Source organism: Streptomyces sp. bgisy159 (genome assembly GCF_965341775.1).
GTDB lineage: Bacteria > Actinomycetota > Actinomycetes > Streptomycetales > Streptomycetaceae > Streptomyces.
Genome location: NZ_CBDQZH010000055.1, coordinates 1 through 15827, shown reverse-complemented (window position 1 = coordinate 15827; position 15827 = coordinate 1). Strand labels below are relative to the sequence as shown.

The window sequence follows — 15827 nt, the reverse complement described above, 5'->3', positions numbered from 1 at the left end:
GGCGTCACAAGCACGGCGGGCGATGCCACTTGACCGGCATGCGAGGCCGTTGCGACGGTGGGAGAAGGAGGAATCGACAGACAAAGGGATCAACCATGGCCAACACCATCGAACAGCCCGATGAGTTCGACCTTGTGGGCAACCCGATACTGATCGGCGGGATCGGCACGGGTTTCGAGGCGACGCTCCACTACCGGGTGACCGACGGACACCACGAGGTCACCGGCCACTTCTCGGTCGGGGGCGGAACGGGCGAGTACGCGGCGTTCCAGCTTCAAGTGGACGTCGGCGGGACGGACTTTCGCCGGGACCGCCTCCTGGTGCAGATCTTCGAGGTCAGCGCCAAGGACGGCAGCGAGGTCCACAGGGTGTCGGTTCCCGTGATCTACGCGCCGCGGATCGTGGATGACTATGTCGGCTACCGGGAGTACACGGTGCGGTCGGGGGACACCCTGTCAGCGATCGCCGAGACCCATTACGGCGAGGCGTCCCTGTACACCCGCATCGTGCGCGCCAATCCGACCCGGATCGACGACCCCGATGTGATCGTCCCCGGCCAGGTGCTGCGGATACCGATCGGTTCCTGAAGGTCACGCGCACCTCCACGTCTCCGCTCGTGAAGGCCCGCAGCACCGGACGGCCGGTCCCTGGAGTCACCGGGTCCATCGTGGCCGGATGACCCACCGTCCCTCGGGGACCGAGCCGTACGGCGCTCGTGCGGGTCGGGACTCCCAGGCCGCCGGGCGTCAGCGTGGGCGCCCGGCTCCTGCGGGAACCTGGGCGCACCGAGCGGAAGGCGGCGTCCGGCAAGGTCGACGCCTTCGGCTGCGATCAGGCCCGCGCCCCTGCCTCCCGCGTCTGCAGGGCCTGAGCGGCCCGACCCAGCATCCGGCCGTTCACCCGGACCGACAGCGCACGCGGCAGGAGGCGGCTCAGGTTGCGCATCAAGCGTCCGGGTACGTGCCGGGGTCTGCCCTTGGCCAGTGCGCGCATCGCCTCGCGGACCGCGGTGTCGGCCGGCAGGGTGCGCAGGGGCATCCACTTACGGTCTATCCCCAGCTTGTCGATGATCGGTGTCTCCACGTTCCCGGGAAGGAGCACGGTCACGTCCACCCCGGCCCCCTTCAACTCGTGGTGCAGGGCCTCGCCCAGGTTCAGCACGTAGCCCTTGGCGGCGCTGTCATGGGCCATGTGAGGTATCCCGTGCCCCCCGAGTGCGGCCACGAGCAGTATCCCGCCGCCGCCACGGGCGACGAGCCGTCGGCCGATGTGGTGAGCGAGTTCGAGATGTGAGACCGCGTTCAACTGGAAGCGTTTGTGGAGTGCCGCCAGATCCTGCTCCAGCAGCAGGCCGGGCCGTCCCGCCCCGGCGTTCGAGACGAGCAGACCGACGTCCAGGTCGGCGGTCGCCTCGACGAGGCGCGTGGCGGCGTCGGGCTCCTCCAGATCGAGTGCCAGCACGCGGTGACGGACGCCGTGCGCTGCGGTGAGCGCGTTCCCCAGTTCCCGCAGCCGGTCGGTGGTCCGGGAGACCAGGACGAGGTGGATGCCCTGGCGGGCGAGATGTTCCGCGAACGCCTGCCCGATCCCCGAGGAGGCGCCCGTGACGATCGCCCACGGGCCGTATCGCTGTACATATTGTGTTTGAACCATGATCTAGACTGTAGTCCAAACCGCGGTACGGCTCAACGGGTACCCTCAAGACCATGAAGACACCACCGCCCGACCTGACCGACCGACTGCTCAGGGCAAGCGAGGAGGTACTCAGGCTCGATGCGGAGCCGCGCCTCGAGGACGTCGCGCGGATGGTCGGGGCATCCCGGGCGACGCTGTACTACTACTTCTCCGGGCGGGAGGATCTGCTGGCGTTTCTGCTCGCCGCCCACGTCGACCAGGGGGCGGAGCAGATGGCCGCGGCGGTCGCCCCGGCGGCGCCAGCCCATGTACGGCTGCGTTCGGTCGTCAAGGCGATAGTCGGCTACCTGGGGGCCCACCCGGGAATGTGCGCGGGGCTGCTGAGCGCCCTGGGAGCCGCCGGACGCATGAACACGGCGCTCGAGGCCAACGACGCCCGCATCGCCCGTCCACTCCGCGACCTGCTGATCGAAGGCCGGGACCGGGGTGCCTTCACGTTCGAGAGCCCTGCCGATGCCGCGAACGCCATCCTCGGGTCCGCGTTGATGGCGGTGCTCGGCCGGGCGGCCGCGCGGCAGGACCCCACCGACCCGACGTTCGTGGAAGCGCTCACCGACCAGATCGTCCGCGGCGTCTCTGTTCCCTGACCACCGCCACTTCCGCGGCCCGGGGCAGAGGGCGCCGCATCGGGGCAGCGGGCGGGCTGGAGCGTGGGGGCAGGGGCGGAGTGGGGACGGGCGCGGCACACGACCGTGCCGTCGCTGCCTACGAGAGGGGTGACCGGGCGTGGTCGGCCACCCGCGCAGACCAGGGCAGGACGGCGGAGCAGGCCGGGGTCGCCGGTCAGGTGCCGGTGAGGGGAGTCGGCTCGATGTGTTCCACCGGCCTCCGGGGAGATCCTGGGCGGGTCACGGTGGGCCGGACCTGGGTGAGCCGAGGGCCTCTTTTCCCATCTGGTTTCGACCAGCACCCGGAGGATCTCCGGCGTCGAAGATCTTCAGCGTCGAAAAATCGGGGGAGCATCCCTTTGGCTTCCGCCGGTGAGGGCGTGCAGGCTCGTGCTCGGTGCTCAGTTGCCGCGCCAGATGTTGTCGAAGGCCGCCGCTTCGATGGATCGGCGTTGCCGCTCGGCCGCCAGTTCCGTGATCGCCTGGTGCACGCTGCCCAGCACGGTCGCCTGTGCGTCCGTCAGGCCGACGGACGTGTCGTCCGCCGGGTCCGTGATGCGGGCGGCTGCCGCCAGCCCGGCAAGGACGGGTTCGCCGGATGTCCAGCGCCGGGCCGCCCGGTCCAGGGCGGCGGAATCGGCCGGGGCCGCCCGGGGCCTGCGGAACGGTGTGCGGTGCGCGCGTGCGGGTGTCGTGAGCCCTTGGGCCGCGAGGGCGTCGCGGTAGCGGACGGCCAGGCCGTTGCCCCGGCGCCACAGCCAGTCCTCCACGGTCTCGTAGGGGGTGCGGCGGACCAGAAGCGACGCTGCCTCGCGCAGCAGCGGGTCCTCGTCCTCGGCGGCCGGACCGGGAACGATCCGGTCCTCGTCGAGCGATACGGCCTCGCGGTCCACGAGGTCGAGGAGTTCGGCCCCCGCCAGCGCGATCGACAGGTCGCCCTGCTCCACGGTGGGGTCGGCCGGCGGGCCGGCGGCGACGATCGCGAGGTCCTGTGCAGTGGTCATGCCGGTCATGGGCGACTCCGGGTCTGTGGACGGGGCGGCCGTCCCCGAGGCTACCGCTCGTAGCGCCGCCGTCGCCCGCTTCCCGGGGAAGCCCGCCCGCGGTCCGCACCCCTCGTGTCCTGGCCCGGTCGCGCCCCGCTCACCGGCTGTCAGGTGTCGCCGCCGGCGGCGCCCAGGACGGCGCCCGGCACCTCGTTGCCCGCGGTGCCGGCTCCGGGGAACGTGATCACGTCGCCCTTCAGCTGCTGGGACCGGCGCTCAGGGGTGGCGTCGGAGACCACGACCAGGTCGCCGAGACGCATGGTGATGACCCCCGCCCCACGCCGACGGCCCTGTCCCGTACCGCCGTTGGCCGGACTGGCCGACCGGCGGCGTTCCGGGGGAAGATGTCGGCCATGACGGATGACGGATCCCGTATCGACGCGACCAAACCCAGCATCGCCCGGGTGTACGACTATCTCCTGGGCGGCAAGGACAACTACGCCGTGGACAGGGAGATCGGCGATGTGTTCAAACGGGATCTGCCCGGATCGGTCGCCATCGCCTTCGCCAACCGTTCGGCTCTCACCCGCGCGATAGCGGAGATCGTGAGGACCTCGGAGGTACGGCAGTTCATCGACCTCGGCAGCGGTCTGCCCACTGCCGACAACGTGCACCAGGTCGCCCAGCGGCACGCACCCGAGTCCCGGGTCGTCTACGTGGACACCGACCCCCAGGTTCTGGTGCACGGGCGTGCGCTGCTGGAGGAGAACGACCGGACGCGGTTCATCAGGGCCGACGTCCGCAACCCCGAGGAGGTTCGTAAGCACCTCGACACCACGCAGCTGATCGACTTCGACCGTCCCGTCGGCGTCGTCTTCAGCGCGATCCTGCACCATGTGAACGACGACGAGGACCCCTTGGGCATCGTCCGGTACTGGCGCGAACAGGTGCCCTCCGGCAGCTACTTCTTCGTCAGCCACTTCCGGTCCGGCCACAACGCGGAGACGGAGGAGGCCGAGCGGGTACTCCAGCAGACGTTCGGCCGCGGCCGGTGGCGCACCGACGCCGAGATCGCCTCCCTGCTGGAGGGGCTGGAGATCCTGGAACCCGGTATCGTCCCCGCCGCACTGTGGCGTCCCGATCCGGCGAACACCCCGTGGGGGAACAGCGGCGAGCGCGAACTGACCGTGTGGGAGTACCTGATCGCCGCCGCCCTGGCCCGCAAGCCCTGACCCGCAGGCCCGGACCGCGCGCCGCCCGCCCATCGGTGAGGCGGATGCCGGGGGCTGGGCCGGACACCCGGATCAGGTGGCACCTCCTGCGCCACTTCCCAGGACGCAGCCGCGCCGACGGAGCGTTCGCCTCGCTGTGGCGGTGCCGGCCGATCGCGGGGTGGACGCACGACCGCGGTTCCGCAGGGCTGGACCGGCCGTTCCGGGGTAACCGTGAACCCACGCAGCCCGGCCGGAAGCCGGGCATCCGAGGGGAGGAGTGACGTGTCCGCAGTACTCGAGAAGATCAAGCGGTTCGCGCGGAGCCCGCAGGGCCGGCGCACCATGGACCGGGCCCGCCGCGCCGCAGCCGATCCGCGCCGACGCGCCCAGGCCCAGCGGCTCCTGGGCAAGCTGCGCACCCGCCGGTGACGAGCCGGGGCTGCCGCCGCCGCTCCCGCCGGCCGGCGGCACCCCGCGCGGCGCCACTCCCGTCGCGTGGTGCCTGACGGACCGGCACCTTTGGCCTCGACTCCGGGGCCGCACCGGAAGTCACCGGTGAACCACGTAGCGCGTTCACGGTGGTTCACTGGTGGCATGCCTTTCGACCATTACGGCGTGCTTTCGGGAACCCTGCACGGGCACCACCGCGACCAGCCGGACGACCAGGGCCGCTGGTTCCACGTCAACATGGAGGTGGACGCGCCCGACGGTCGCTACCACTGTGCCGTCGACGTCGACAGCCACAAGTCCAGTGTGGGTGTGCGGTGGAAGACCTTCACACTGGACGCCGCCGCCCTGGAACCGGCCGTGACACTGCCTCCCGGCTACCACGAGCTGGACCGGCGACCGGAGTCCGGCGCCCTGGACTACCTGCGCCATCCCGCGCTGGTGGACCGCTCCGGCGTCCTGTTCGAGCGGCGCCCGCCGTCCTGGCTCCAGCAACTCCTCGACCTGTTCGGCTCACGGCCCTGGCACGCCGGCAGCAACATCGAGGCCGCCACCGCGCTGGAGGGCATCCTGGTGCCCGGGCAGCGCGTCCTCGTCTTCGGAGAACCCTTCGACAACCGGCCCCACGCGGACCTCGGCATGCACAACGTCCACCAGAACCAGGGCGACCCGGCGGACTCCCAGTGGTGGCCGGAGAACGGCATCTGGCAGGACGGAGCGACGATCGCACACCGCCCCGACGGCCGCTACGACGTCTTCCTCAACAAGTTCTCCAGCCAAGCGGACCGCACCGACGGCGCCGGACACCCGCCCACCTGAGCCACGGCCCGCAACGGCGGCAACGACCGCGACACATGTCACCGCTCTGCACGCGTCGCCCGGACGCCTGCCGGGAGCACGACGGCGCCGGTGTGCCCCGGGCGGGCCCGGGGCAGGTCACGCCGGGGCCTGCCCCACCGTGGCTCCCCTCACAGACCGAACAGCCGTGCCCCGTTGTCGTGACACACCGCGCCCAGCCAGTCGTCTCCCAGGCCGAGGCGCTCCAGTGCGCGGAGTTGGTGCAGGTACGGGTAGGGGATGTTGGGGAAGTCCGAGCCGAGCAGGATGCGGTCGCCGAGGTCCGTGAGCCGGGGCAGGGCCCGGCGGGGGAACGGCGCGAGCCGCTCGGCGAAGTCGGTGAACGCCATGGTCGTGTCCAGCCGCACCTGCCCGTACTGTTCGGCGAGGCCCAGGAAGTCCTCGTACTCGGGCATCCCCATGTGGGCCACGATCAGCCGGAGCCGTGGGTGGCGGGCCAGGACGCGGGCGATCGGCTCGGGGCCGGTGTGCTTGCCGGGGGCGGGTCCGGAGCCGCAGTGGATCACCACGGGGACCTGGGCCTCGGCCAGCAGTCCCCAGGCGCCGTCGAGGAGTTCGTCGGCCGGGTCGTACGCCCCCACCTGGACGTGCGCCTTGAACACCCGGGCACCCGCCTCGACGGCCTCGCCGACGTACGCCCGCACGTCCGGCTCGGGAAAGAGGGTGGCGGTGTGCAGGCAGCCCGGGGTGCGGCGGGCGAAGCCGACGGCCCAGTCGTTCAGCCACCGTGCCATGCCGGGCTTGTGCGGGTAGAGCATCGCCGTGAAGGCGCGGACGCCGAATTCCCGCAGCAGGGATGCCCGTTGCCGCTCCTCGGCCCGGTAGGTGATCGGCCACTCGATGCCGCCGGTGAGCGGGCCGAGCCTGTCGAAGTAGTCCCAGACCTTGCGCAGGACGCGCTCGGGCATGAAGTGCGTGTGCACGTCGACCAGGCCGGGCAGGCCGAGCCGGGCCGAGAAGCGGCGTACCTCGAAGGCCTCCTCCGGGCCGGCCTCGACGAGGCCGGCCCGGTCGACGGGTGCCCTTGCGTGATCGTCCATGGCGTCCACGATCGGCTGGGCGCAGGGGCCGGGTCCAGCCCCTGACCGCTGTCGGCGGGTGAGGGATCCGTCACCCCGCCGAGCCCGGCCGACGGAGCCGGGAACTTTGGGCCGGCCGCGGGCCTCAGGCCTCCTCGATCTCCGTGGCGACCGGCGTGCCGGTCTCCACCGTGCGGCTGACCGTGCAGAGCCGGTCGTGCGACGCCTTCACCGCCCTCGGCAGGATCGCCCGCGCACGGTCGGCCCCTTCGCCGTCCGGGAACGAGACGGAGAAGGAGACCCGCAGGCCGGTGAGCCGGTTGCCGAGCTCGTCACCGGTCTTGTGGCCGGTCGCCGTGACGCGGAACTCGTCCGGCTCGGCGTGGCGGCTGGTGGCGACGTCCACGTCGACCGCCGTGCAGCCCCCGAGCGCGGCGAGCAGCAGTTCGACCGGGGTGAACCCGGCGTCCGCGGCGGGACCGGAGGCGGTGCCGAAGGCGATCGTGCCGCCGCGGTCGTTGGTGGCGACGTAGCGGCCGGTGCTGGTGCGCTCGACCGTGACGGAGCGCAGGTCGTTGTCGGTCATGCCGAGACAGTAGCCCTCGTCCCGGCGTGGGGCGCCGGCGACGGGAGGCAGGACATGGCCGAAGGCCCCCGGGTGCCGACCGACCACCCGCAGACGGCCCCGTCCCCGCGCCGCGTTGAAGTTCGCGATCTCGGGCAGACGGGAGGTCGCACACGTCGGCAATCCGGGGAGGTACCACCACGATGAGCCAGCCCGTTCGTCCCACAGGACCAAAGCGTGAGCCGCGCTTCAGTCTGCGCGTCACGGCCGCCTTCTTCGCGCTGCTCGCCCTCCTCATCGCGCTGGCCGGAGCAGTCGTGCGAGCGATGGCGAGGGCGTTCGAGCACCGGCCCGAGTGGGTCCTCGCGCTCGCCGGCGTGGGCGCCGCCCTCCTCCTGCGCTGGATACACCGCCGCCGCAGGCTCTCCCCCTCCCGCCTCGCACGGCACGCCACCGAGACACTGGAACAGGCGGCACACACGGCCGTGGACGCCTTCGACGCGCCGCCCGCCCCGGCCGGAACGCGGACGGGTGTCCCTGAGGAACCCTGCCCGGACGTCGTTCTCCCCGCCCCGCGGGAGGAAGAGGAGCCGTGCCCGGCCACCGATCCGGTGACGGGGGAGGAAGAAGAGCCGGGTCCGGCCGAGGACCCCGCGCTATTCGAGGCGGAGATAGCCGCCCTGTGCGGACGCGACGGCTGCACGGGCGTCGAAGTCGTGGGTGGCGCCGGGGACTTGGGGGCCGACGTGGTGGCCAACACCCCGGACGGGCGTCGGCTGGTGATCCAGTGCAAGCGATACGGCGACGGGAACAACGTCGGTTCCCAGGACCTCCAGCGTTTCGGCGGTACCTGCTTCGCCGTCCACGGCGCCGACCTCGCCCTCCTCGTCACGACCAGCGGTTTCACGCAGCCCGCGCTCGAGTACGCGGAGCAGTGCGGCATCGTCTGCGTCGACGAGGAAGCGCTGTGCGCATGGGCCGCGGGCACGGCGCCGTCGCCCTGGCAGGAGATCCCGGCCGGCTGAACGCCCGTGGCACAGCGCCACAGGAAGGACGCCTCCCCGCACCGGCGGCCCGCCTCGCAGCGGTCGGGGTGCGCCGGCGATGTCACCGCCGTACCGGGGCGGCGGTCGTCTGGCGCACCACCAGTCTCGTGGCCAGTTCGATCCGCTGGGCCGCGCGGCCGGGGGTCACCGGCTGAAGGAGCATGCGGGTCGCTTCCTCGGCCATGTGGCGCAGGGGCTGGTGGATCGTGGTGAGGGGCGGGCTGGCCCACTGGGCGAGGGAGACGTCGTCGTAGCCGACCACGGAGAGGTCCCGCGGGACGCTCAGGCCCCGTAGGCGCGCCGCCTGCAGGACACCGAGGGCCTGCAGGTCGCTGCCGGCGAAGATCGCTGTGGGCGGGTCGGGGAGTGCGAGCAGGTCCATGGCGTGGCCGAAGCCGCTGTGGACGTGGAAGTCGCCGTACCGGACGAGGGCGGGGTCGGCGTCCAGACCGGCCATGGCCATGGCGGAGCGGTAGCCGTCGAGGCGGGCCAGGGAGCACATCAGGTCCTCGGGTCCGGTGATCACGGCGACGCGCCGGTGTCCGCGTTCGGTGAGGTGGCGGGTGGCGGCGAGTCCGCCCGACCAGTTGGCCGAGCCGACCGAGGGAACATCGGGGTCGGGGTCTCCGGCGGGGTCGATGATGACGAAGGGGATGTCGTGGGAGCGCAGCCGGCGCTTGACCGGCTCGGGGAGCGTGGAGAAGACCAGGACGACGCCGAGCGGCCGCCGCCTGAGCACCCCCTCGATCCAGTCCTCGGCGGGCGCCTGGCGGGTGCCGCTCTCGGTGAGGACGACCGTCGCGCCGTTCGCCTTGGCGATGTTCTCCGCGCCGAGGATGAGCTCGACGGCCCACACGCTCTCCAGTTCGTGGAAGACCAGCTCGACGAGGGGGGCGTGAGAAGGGCCGGACGGGCGGCGGCGGTAGCCCTGGGACCGCAGGAGGTGTTCCACCTTGGCGCGTGTCGTCCGGGAGACGTCCGCCCGCCCGTTCAGCACCTTCGAAACAGTCGGAAGTGATACTCCTGCCTTTCGGGCCACCGTCGCGAGGGTCACACGCCCCTCGCCCACCCCATCGTCGTCACCGTACATGCAGGGCAGGATAGGCCACTGCGTCACGAGCGGGGATAACGCTTTGGATGCGTGCCAGCAAGGTCATTGACCAGACATCGCGTCGCACCCTACTGTCCGTCCGCATGGACTTTCGGCAATGCTGCCGAAATTTTCGAAAGGCGGACGATGAAGACACGCACGCGGTTGCACGGACTGCTCGCCTGCGGCGCCACCCTCGCCATGGCTGTGAGCCTGACGGCCTGCGGGGGCAGCGGCAGCGGTTCGTCGAACGACGGGAAGATCCACATCCTGGTCTACGGCGACGCCAGCAACAAGGTCGAGAAGCAGATCGTGGACACCTTCAACAAGACGTCGGACGTCAAGGCCGTGCTCGACACCATCCCCGGTGCCGACTACCAGCAGAAGCTGCAGACGATCATCGGCACGCCACAGGCGCCGGACGTCTTCTTCAACTGGGGCGGCGGCAGCATCCAGCCGTTCGTCAAGGCCGACCTGCTGATGCCGCTCGACGACTTCATCGCCAAGGACCCGAACCTCAAGGACAAGTTCCTGCCCTCGGTGTTCAACAGCGCCGTGATCGACGACAAGGCCTACGGCATACCGATGCGCGGCACCCAGCCGGTGCTGCTCTTCCACAACAAGAACGTCCTCGACAAGGCCGGCGTGCAGCCGCCCAAGACCTGGGACGACCTGCTCACCGCGGTCACGAAGCTCAAGAAGGAGGGCGTCACCCCGATCGCCCTCGGCGGCGGTGACCAGTGGCCGACGCTGATGTGGTTCGAGTACCTCTACGACCGTGTCGCCGGTCCCGAGCTGTTCCAGAAGGCTCTGGAGGGCGACAAGGACGCCTGGGCGAGCGAGGACAGCAAGAAGGCCCTCGGCAAGATCAAGGAGCTGGTGGACGCCGGGGCCTTCGGCACCAACTACGACTCGGTGAAGTACACCAACGGCGCCTCCCCGGCGCTGGTCGCCTCCGGCAAGGCGGCGTTCGAGCTGATGGGCTCCTGGTACTACTCCCAGCAGCAGACGGACGCCAAGGAGTTCGCGGCCAAGGGCCTCGGCTACTCCACCTTCCCGACACTCGCCGACGGCAAGGGCGACCCGGACGACGTCGTCGGCAACACCAACAACTTCTACTCGGTGCTGAAGAAGACCAAGCACCCCGAGGCCGTGCAGCAGTTCCTGAAGCTGATGTACTCCGACGAGTTCGTCAAGGCGCAGATGGCCATCGGCAACCTGCCCACCACGACGAACGTGCCGAAGTTCCTGGACACCTCGGCCAGCCCCGAGTACTCGCGCTTCCAGTACGACCTGGTCGCCGCGGCCCCGTCGTTCCAGCTCTCGTGGGACCAGGCCTACCCGCCGGCCGCGAGCACGCCCATGCACCAGGCCGTGCAGCAGTTCTTCAACGGCCAGCTGGACGCCGACGGATTCATCAAGGCCATGCAGGCCCTGCCCACCGAATGACACCCATGACCACTCAGACCAAGAGTGCTCCCACCGCCGCCGGGACCCGCAAGGAGGTCCGGCGGCGGCCGGAGGGCTCCTCCGCCGCCCTGGTCGGGCGCCCGGGCTTCGTCTGGACGCTGCCCGCCACCCTGTTCTTCGCCCTCTTCGCCGTCGCGCCGCTGATCATGGTGGCGGTGCTGTCGTTCATGAGCTGGAACGGCCTCGGCTCACCCCGGTGGGTCGGTACGGACAACTGGAACCGGATCCTCGACGACCCGGTGATGATCAAGAGCATCTGGCTCACCCTGCTGCTGACCGCGCTCGGTGTCGCCATCCAGACCCCGCTCAGCATCCTGCTCGGCGTGTGGGCCGCCGGCCAGCAGCGCAACCGTGCGGTTCTCTCCGCGATCTACTTCATCCCGCTGCTGCTGTCCGCCACCGCGGTCTCCGTGCTGTGGCGGGCGCTGCTCGACCCCAACTTCGGCATCCCCGCGCGAGCCACCTGGCTGTTCGGTGACGGCAACCTGTTCGGAGAGCAGACCACCGCGATCGGCGTGCTGGCGTTCGTGAGCACCTGGCAGTTCACGCCGTTCCACACGCTGATCTACCAGGGCGCCGCGCGCGCCATTCCCCAGGTCCTGTACCAGGCCGCCGAGATCGACGGTGCCGGGCGCTACCGGCAGTTCTTCCACATCACCCTGCCGCAGCTGCGCAACTCGATGATCACCTCGATGATCCTCATGATCGTCGGCGGGCTCACCACCTTCGAGACCGTTCTGATCCTCACCCAGGGCGGTCCGGGCACCGACACCACGATCAGCGCCTACTACATGTACCAAAAGGCGTTCAAGAGCTTCGACTTCGGCGCCGGCTCGGCGATCGCGCTCTGCCTGGTCGTGGCGGCCACCGTCATCTCCCTGATCGTCGTGCGTGTCTCCGGCTACGACAAGATGCGCAGTTCCATGGAGGGTGTGTCATGAGGCGCCGCCCCAACTACCTGGCCGGCGCCGGATCGCTGGTGTGGCTGCTCTTCGTCGGCATGCCGCTGTACGTGCTGCTCGCGGCGACCCTGCGCACCCGCGAGGACTACGCCAAGAAGGGCCCGGTGTCCTGGCCGGACACCTTCACCCTGCACAACTACACCGGCGCCTTCGACTCGGGCTTCGGGCGGTACTTCTTCAACACCCTGCTGGTCACCGTGTGCGTGGTGGCCATCGTGCTGGCCCTGGTGCCGCCGCTCGCGTACGCCATCGTGCGCAGCCGCAGCCGGGTCACCTCGCAGATCTTCCGCCTGTTCCTGCTGGGCCTCGCGATCCCCGCGCAGGCGGTCATCGTCCCGATGTTCTACCTGATCAGCGAGGCCGGGCTGTACGACAACCTGCTCGGCGTCATCCTGCCGACGGCGGCGTTCTGCCTGCCGATGTCGGCGCTGATCCTCAGCGGCGCCATGCGCGACATCGCTCCCGAGCTGTTCGAGGCGATGGCGGTGGACGGCGCCACCCCGTGGCGGATGTTCTTCCAGCTGGTGCTGCCCCTGTCCCGGGGCGGACTGTCCACCATCGTGGTGTTCTCCGCCCTGCAGGCGTGGAACGGCTTCCTGTTCCCCCTGGTCCTGACCCAGTCCGACTCCACCAAGGTCGTCACGCTCGGCCTGTACAACTTCCAGACCGAGCACGGCGTCGACATCCCCGGCCTGCTGGGCGCGGTGACGCTGTCCATGGTGCCCGTCCTTCTCGTCTACCTGTTCGCCCGTCGCGCCCTGGTCCAGGGTCTGATGGGCGTCGGAGGAAAGTGACCCACAACGTGGCCGTTGAGACCACCCCCGAAACCCCGCAGACCCCCCTGTGGAACGATTCCGCCCACGACACCGACACCCGGGTATCGGCGCTGATCGAGGCCATGACCCTCGACGAGAAGATCGCCCAGCTGTACGGCGTGTGGGTCGGCGCCTCCGCCGAGGGCGGCGAAGTCGCCCCGCACCAGCACGACATGGACGACGCCGTCGACCTCGACGCCCTGCTGCCGGCCGGGCTGGGCCAGCTGACCCGTCCCTTCGGCACCGCGCCCGTCGACCCGGCGCTCGGCGCGCTGTCGCTGATGCGCACCCAGGCGCGGATCGCCGCCGCCAACCGCTTCGGCATCCCGGCCGTGGCCCACGAGGAATGCCTGGCGGGCTTCGCCACCTGGCAGGCCACCGCCTACCCCGTGCCGCTGTCCTGGGGAGCCTCCTTCGACCCCGGCCTCATCCGCCGGATGGCCGCCGCGATCGGCCGTGACATGCGCGCCGTCGGTGTTCACCAGGGGCTCGCGCCGGTCCTCGACGTGGTGCGCGACGCCCGCTGGGGCCGCGTGGAGGAGACCATCGGCGAGGACCCGTACCTGGTGGGCAGTATCGGTACCGCCTACGTGCAGGGCCTTGAGTCCGCCGGGATCGTCGCCACCCTCAAGCACTTCGTCGGCTATTCCGCCTCCCGCGCCGGGCGCAACCTCGCCCCGGTGAGCGCCGGGCCGCGCGAACTCGCCGACGTGCTGCTGCCGCCGTTCGAGATGGCCGTGCGCGAGGGCGGCGCACGCTCCGTCATGCACGCCTACACCGACACCGACGGGCTGCCGTCGGCGGCGGACGAAGCCCTGCTGACCGGACTGCTGCGCGACACGTGGGGCTTCGAGGGCACGGTCGTCGCCGACTACTTCGGCATCGCGTTCCTCCGGATCCTGCACGGACTGGCCGGCGACTGGGCCGACGCGGCGGGCACCGCCCTGCAGGCCGGGGTCGACGTGGAGCTGCCCACCGTCAAGACGTTCGGAGCGCCCCTGGCCGAGGCCGTGCGCGCCGGACGCGTCCCCGAGGCCCTGATCGACCGCGCGCTGCGCCGCGTGCTCGCCCAGAAGACGCGGCTCGGTCTGCTCGACCGGGACTGGAGCCCGGTGCCTCCGGCGCTGGCCGGGGCCGGCACGGACGACCCCGACACGCTGCGCGGCACGGTCGACCTGGACAGCCCCGCCAACCGGGAACTGGCCCGCACGATCGCCGAGGAGGCGGTGGTGCTGCTGCGCAACGACGGCATCCTGCCGCTCGCCGCACCATCCCGCATCGCCCTGGTCGGCCCCAACGCCGAAGCCGCCACCGCCGTACTGGGCTGCTACTCCTTCCCGCAGCACGTCGGCGTGCACCACCCCGGGACGCCCGCGGGCATCGCACTGCCCACGCTGCGCGAGAGCCTCGGACTCGAGTTCCCCGACGCGGAGCTGACCGTGGCACGCGGCACCGGCATCGACGACGGCGACACCGCCCACCTCGCGGAAGCGGTGGCGGCCGCGCGCGACGCCGACGTGGTGGTGGCCGTCCTCGGCGACCGGGCCGGGCTGTTCGGGCGCGGCACCAGCGGCGAGGGATGCGACGTGGAATCACTGGCCCTGCCCGGGGCCCAGCAGCAGCTCCTCGACGCGCTGCTGGACTCGGGCACCCCCGTGGTGACCGTGCTGCTCTCCGGGCGGCCCTACGCGCTCGGCCGGGCGGTGGAGGAGTCGGCCGCGATCGTGCAGTCGTTCTTCCCCGGCGCCGAGGGCACCCCGGCCCTCGCCGGGGTGCTGAGCGGCAGGGTCAACCCCTCCGGGCGGCTGCCGGTCAGCGTGCCCCACGGCACGGGCACCCAGCCGTCGACGTACCTCGGTGCGCGGCTCGCGCAGGCCAGCGAGGTCTCCAACGTCGACCCGACGGCGGCGTTCCCCTTCGGACACGGGCTCTCCTACACCCGGTTCGTGTGGAGCGACCTGACGGTCGATGCCGACACGGCCCCGACGGACGGCGAGGTGACCCTCGCGTTCACCGTCCGCAACGCCGGTGAGCGTCCGGGCGCCGAGGTGGTCCAGCTCTACCTGCACGACCCGGTGGCGTCCGTGGTCCAGCCGGTGCAGCGGCTCGTGGGTTTCACCCGTGTGGTGCTGCGGGCCGGCGAGTCCCGCCGGATCCGGGTGAACGTCCCGGCCGACCTCGCCTCGTTCACCGGCCGCGACGGCCGGCGCGTGGTGGAGCCCGGCGAGCTGGAGCTGCGGCTGTCCGCCTCCAGCGCCGACGCCCGCCTGACGGCACGTGTCACGCTGCACGGTCCGCTGCGTCACGTGGACCACACCCGGCGCTTCCACGCGCTGTTCGAGGAGGGTGCCGTCGCGGCGACGGCGTAGGACCTGGGACCGCGCCTCCAGGGGAGACGGCGGGCCGGCGGCGGAAGGGACTTCCGCCGCCGGCCCGCGGTTCTCGCGCGGGAACGTGGAACACAACCTCGCCCTCGTGGAGGCACTGCGCCGGGTCGCCGACGCCAAGGGGTGCACGGTCGCCCAACTCGCCATCGCCTGGGTGGCCGCACAGGGTGACGACCTCGTCCCACTGGTCGGGGCTCGAACCCGTGAGCGGCTGGACGAGGCGCTGCCCGCGATGGACCTGGTCCTCACGGCGGACGATCTCGTGGAGACCGAGAAGGCGGTGCCGCCGGGCGCTGCGCGCGGCGACCGCTACCCGCCCGCGTTCATGTCGAGCCTCGGCGGGGACACCTGAGCCGCCTCTCCCCCGGCCCTGGCCGTGATCCCGGGCGGCGTCGGCAGGGCCTCCGCCCGTCTCGCGCGGATCAGTTTCCGGGGAGGATTCTGCGGGTCTCGTAGGCCCACATCGCGATCTCCACTCGGTTACGGGCACCGAGCTTGGCCATCAGACTCGCCAGATGTGTCTTCACCGTGCTCAGGCTGATGTGCAGGCAGTCGGCGATCTCGGTGTTGGTCAGTCCCCGGGCGACGGCGAGCAGTACCTCTTCCTCACGGGGTGTCACCGGTGAGATCGGTTGCGCGGGGGGGCGGGACGCCAATGCATCTAC

17 protein-coding genes and 1 pseudogene are annotated in these 15827 nt (G+C 71.2%); 11 read left to right on the top strand and 7 right to left on the bottom strand.

What is annotated here, in order from left to right:
• Positions 1-95: 95 nt before the first annotated feature.
• The gene (locus tag ACSLTV_RS32475; protein ID WP_432139632.1) at positions 96-587 is read left to right on the top strand and encodes a Gmad2 immunoglobulin-like domain-containing protein; all 492 of its coding nucleotides are present in this window, start codon (positions 96-98) and stop codon (positions 585-587) included.
• Positions 588-831: 244 nt separating this feature from the next.
• Here the strand turns inward: ACSLTV_RS32475 and ACSLTV_RS32470 are convergent, their stop codons facing one another.
• Positions 832-1653, bottom strand: a complete 822-nt coding sequence (locus ACSLTV_RS32470; protein ID WP_432139631.1) for an SDR family NAD(P)-dependent oxidoreductase — start codon at positions 1651-1653, stop codon at positions 832-834.
• Positions 1654-1706: 53 nt separating this feature from the next.
• Between ACSLTV_RS32470 and ACSLTV_RS32465 the strand changes: the two genes are divergently transcribed.
• On the top strand, positions 1707-2282 hold the full coding sequence (locus tag ACSLTV_RS32465) for a TetR/AcrR family transcriptional regulator (RefSeq protein WP_432139630.1): 576 nt from the start codon (positions 1707-1709) through the stop codon (positions 2280-2282).
• A 422-nt stretch (positions 2283-2704) separates the two neighbouring features.
• Here the strand turns inward: ACSLTV_RS32465 and ACSLTV_RS32460 are convergent, their stop codons facing one another.
• Positions 2705-3307, bottom strand: coding sequence for a GOLPH3/VPS74 family protein (locus tag ACSLTV_RS32460; protein WP_432158678.1), 603 nt, complete (start codon positions 3305-3307; stop codon positions 2705-2707).
• A gap of 149 nt (positions 3308-3456) precedes the next feature.
• Positions 3457-3609 carry a hypothetical protein gene (locus ACSLTV_RS32455; protein ID WP_435613413.1) on the bottom strand — a complete coding sequence of 51 codons (153 nt, stop codon included), beginning with the start codon at positions 3607-3609 and terminating at the stop codon, positions 3457-3459.
• 93 nt (positions 3610-3702) lie between these two features.
• Between ACSLTV_RS32455 and ACSLTV_RS32450 the strand changes: the two genes are divergently transcribed.
• The 3 genes from ACSLTV_RS32450 (at position 3703) to ACSLTV_RS32440 (ending at position 5769) form a co-directional block, all read left to right on the top strand.
• The gene (locus ACSLTV_RS32450; protein WP_435613412.1) at positions 3703-4521 is read left to right on the top strand and encodes an SAM-dependent methyltransferase; all 819 of its coding nucleotides are present in this window, start codon (positions 3703-3705) and stop codon (positions 4519-4521) included.
• A gap of 264 nt (positions 4522-4785) precedes the next feature.
• Positions 4786-4932, top strand: coding sequence for a hypothetical protein (locus ACSLTV_RS32445; RefSeq protein WP_432139626.1), 147 nt, complete (start codon positions 4786-4788; stop codon positions 4930-4932).
• A gap of 165 nt (positions 4933-5097) precedes the next feature.
• Complete coding sequence (locus ACSLTV_RS32440) at positions 5098-5769, top strand: DUF2278 family protein (RefSeq protein WP_432139625.1); 672 nt, start codon at positions 5098-5100, stop codon at positions 5767-5769.
• A gap of 149 nt (positions 5770-5918) precedes the next feature.
• Here the strand turns inward: ACSLTV_RS32440 and ACSLTV_RS32435 are convergent, their stop codons facing one another.
• Both ACSLTV_RS32435 and ACSLTV_RS32430 read right to left on the bottom strand, forming a co-directional pair.
• Complete coding sequence (locus ACSLTV_RS32435) at positions 5919-6848, bottom strand: amidohydrolase family protein (RefSeq protein WP_432139624.1); 930 nt, start codon at positions 6846-6848, stop codon at positions 5919-5921.
• Positions 6849-6972: 124 nt separating this feature from the next.
• Positions 6973-7413: an OsmC family protein gene (locus ACSLTV_RS32430; protein WP_432139623.1), complete on the bottom strand. Its 441-nt coding sequence runs from the start codon at positions 7411-7413 to the stop codon at positions 6973-6975.
• Positions 7414-7595: 182 nt separating this feature from the next.
• On the opposite strand from ACSLTV_RS32430, the gene ACSLTV_RS32425 reads away from it, so the two are divergent.
• Positions 7596-8417: a restriction endonuclease gene (locus ACSLTV_RS32425; RefSeq protein WP_435613411.1), complete on the top strand. Its 822-nt coding sequence runs from the start codon at positions 7596-7598 to the stop codon at positions 8415-8417.
• 82 nt (positions 8418-8499) lie between these two features.
• On the opposite strand, the gene ACSLTV_RS32420 is transcribed toward ACSLTV_RS32425, so the two are convergent.
• Positions 8500-9528, bottom strand: coding sequence for a LacI family DNA-binding transcriptional regulator (locus tag ACSLTV_RS32420; protein ID WP_432139621.1), 1029 nt, complete (start codon positions 9526-9528; stop codon positions 8500-8502).
• Between the two features lie 147 nt (positions 9529-9675).
• Here ACSLTV_RS32420 and ACSLTV_RS32415 point away from each other — a divergent pair, with 147 nt between their 5' ends.
• The 5 genes and pseudogenes from ACSLTV_RS32415 to ACSLTV_RS32395 form a co-directional block, all read left to right on the top strand.
• Positions 9676-10977, top strand: coding sequence for an ABC transporter substrate-binding protein (locus ACSLTV_RS32415; RefSeq protein ID WP_432139620.1), 1302 nt, complete (start codon positions 9676-9678; stop codon positions 10975-10977).
• Between the two features lie 5 nt (positions 10978-10982).
• On the top strand, positions 10983-11939 hold the full coding sequence (locus tag ACSLTV_RS32410) for a carbohydrate ABC transporter permease (protein WP_435613410.1): 957 nt from the start codon (positions 10983-10985) through the stop codon (positions 11937-11939).
• Complete coding sequence (locus ACSLTV_RS32405) at positions 11936-12754, top strand: carbohydrate ABC transporter permease (protein ID WP_432139618.1); 819 nt, start codon at positions 11936-11938, stop codon at positions 12752-12754. The genes ACSLTV_RS32410 and ACSLTV_RS32405 overlap by 4 nt, the downstream gene beginning before the upstream one ends.
• A complete protein-coding gene (locus tag ACSLTV_RS32400) occupies positions 12751-15144 on the top strand; it encodes a beta-glucosidase family protein (protein WP_435613409.1) in 2394 nt (797 codons plus the stop codon). Before ACSLTV_RS32405 ends, ACSLTV_RS32400 begins: the two co-directional genes overlap by 4 nt.
• A gap of 55 nt (positions 15145-15199) precedes the next feature.
• Positions 15200-15514 (top strand): annotated as a pseudogene (locus tag ACSLTV_RS32395) (aldo/keto reductase); the annotation flags it as partial.
• Between the two features lie 70 nt (positions 15515-15584).
• Here ACSLTV_RS32395 and ACSLTV_RS32390 read toward each other — a convergent pair.
• Positions 15585-15827, bottom strand: a 243-nt coding sequence (locus tag ACSLTV_RS32390) for a response regulator transcription factor (protein WP_435613408.1), incomplete at its 5' end; no start/stop codon positions are given.

Excerpts from the sequence above, each read along its gene's own strand:
- ACSLTV_RS32475 (WP_432139632.1), top strand. The coding sequence starts at position 96 with ATGGCCAACACCATCGAACAGCCCGATGAGTTCGACCTTGTGGGCAAC.
- ACSLTV_RS32470 (WP_432139631.1), bottom strand. The coding sequence starts at position 1,653 with ATGGTTCAAACACAATATGTACAGCGATACGGCCCGTGGGCGATCGTC.
- ACSLTV_RS32465 (WP_432139630.1), top strand. The coding sequence starts at position 1,707 with ATGAAGACACCACCGCCCGACCTGACCGACCGACTGCTCAGGGCAAGC.
- ACSLTV_RS32460 (WP_432158678.1), bottom strand. The coding sequence starts at position 3,307 with ATGACCACTGCACAGGACCTCGCGATCGTCGCCGCCGGCCCGCCGGCC.
- ACSLTV_RS32455 (WP_435613413.1), bottom strand. The coding sequence starts at position 3,609 with ATGCGTCTCGGCGACCTGGTCGTGGTCTCCGACGCCACCCCTGAGCGC.
- ACSLTV_RS32450 (WP_435613412.1), top strand. The coding sequence starts at position 3,703 with ATGACGGATGACGGATCCCGTATCGACGCGACCAAACCCAGCATCGCC.
- ACSLTV_RS32440 (WP_432139625.1), top strand. The coding sequence starts at position 5,098 with ATGCCTTTCGACCATTACGGCGTGCTTTCGGGAACCCTGCACGGGCAC.
- ACSLTV_RS32435 (WP_432139624.1), bottom strand. The coding sequence starts at position 6,848 with ATGGACGATCACGCAAGGGCACCCGTCGACCGGGCCGGCCTCGTCGAG.
- ACSLTV_RS32430 (WP_432139623.1), bottom strand. The coding sequence starts at position 7,413 with ATGACCGACAACGACCTGCGCTCCGTCACGGTCGAGCGCACCAGCACC.
- ACSLTV_RS32425 (WP_435613411.1), top strand. The coding sequence starts at position 7,596 with ATGAGCCAGCCCGTTCGTCCCACAGGACCAAAGCGTGAGCCGCGCTTC.
- ACSLTV_RS32420 (WP_432139621.1), bottom strand. The coding sequence starts at position 9,528 with ATGTACGGTGACGACGATGGGGTGGGCGAGGGGCGTGTGACCCTCGCG.
- ACSLTV_RS32415 (WP_432139620.1), top strand. The coding sequence starts at position 9,676 with ATGAAGACACGCACGCGGTTGCACGGACTGCTCGCCTGCGGCGCCACC.
- ACSLTV_RS32410 (WP_435613410.1), top strand. The coding sequence starts at position 10,983 with ATGACCACTCAGACCAAGAGTGCTCCCACCGCCGCCGGGACCCGCAAG.
- ACSLTV_RS32405 (WP_432139618.1), top strand. The coding sequence starts at position 11,936 with ATGAGGCGCCGCCCCAACTACCTGGCCGGCGCCGGATCGCTGGTGTGG.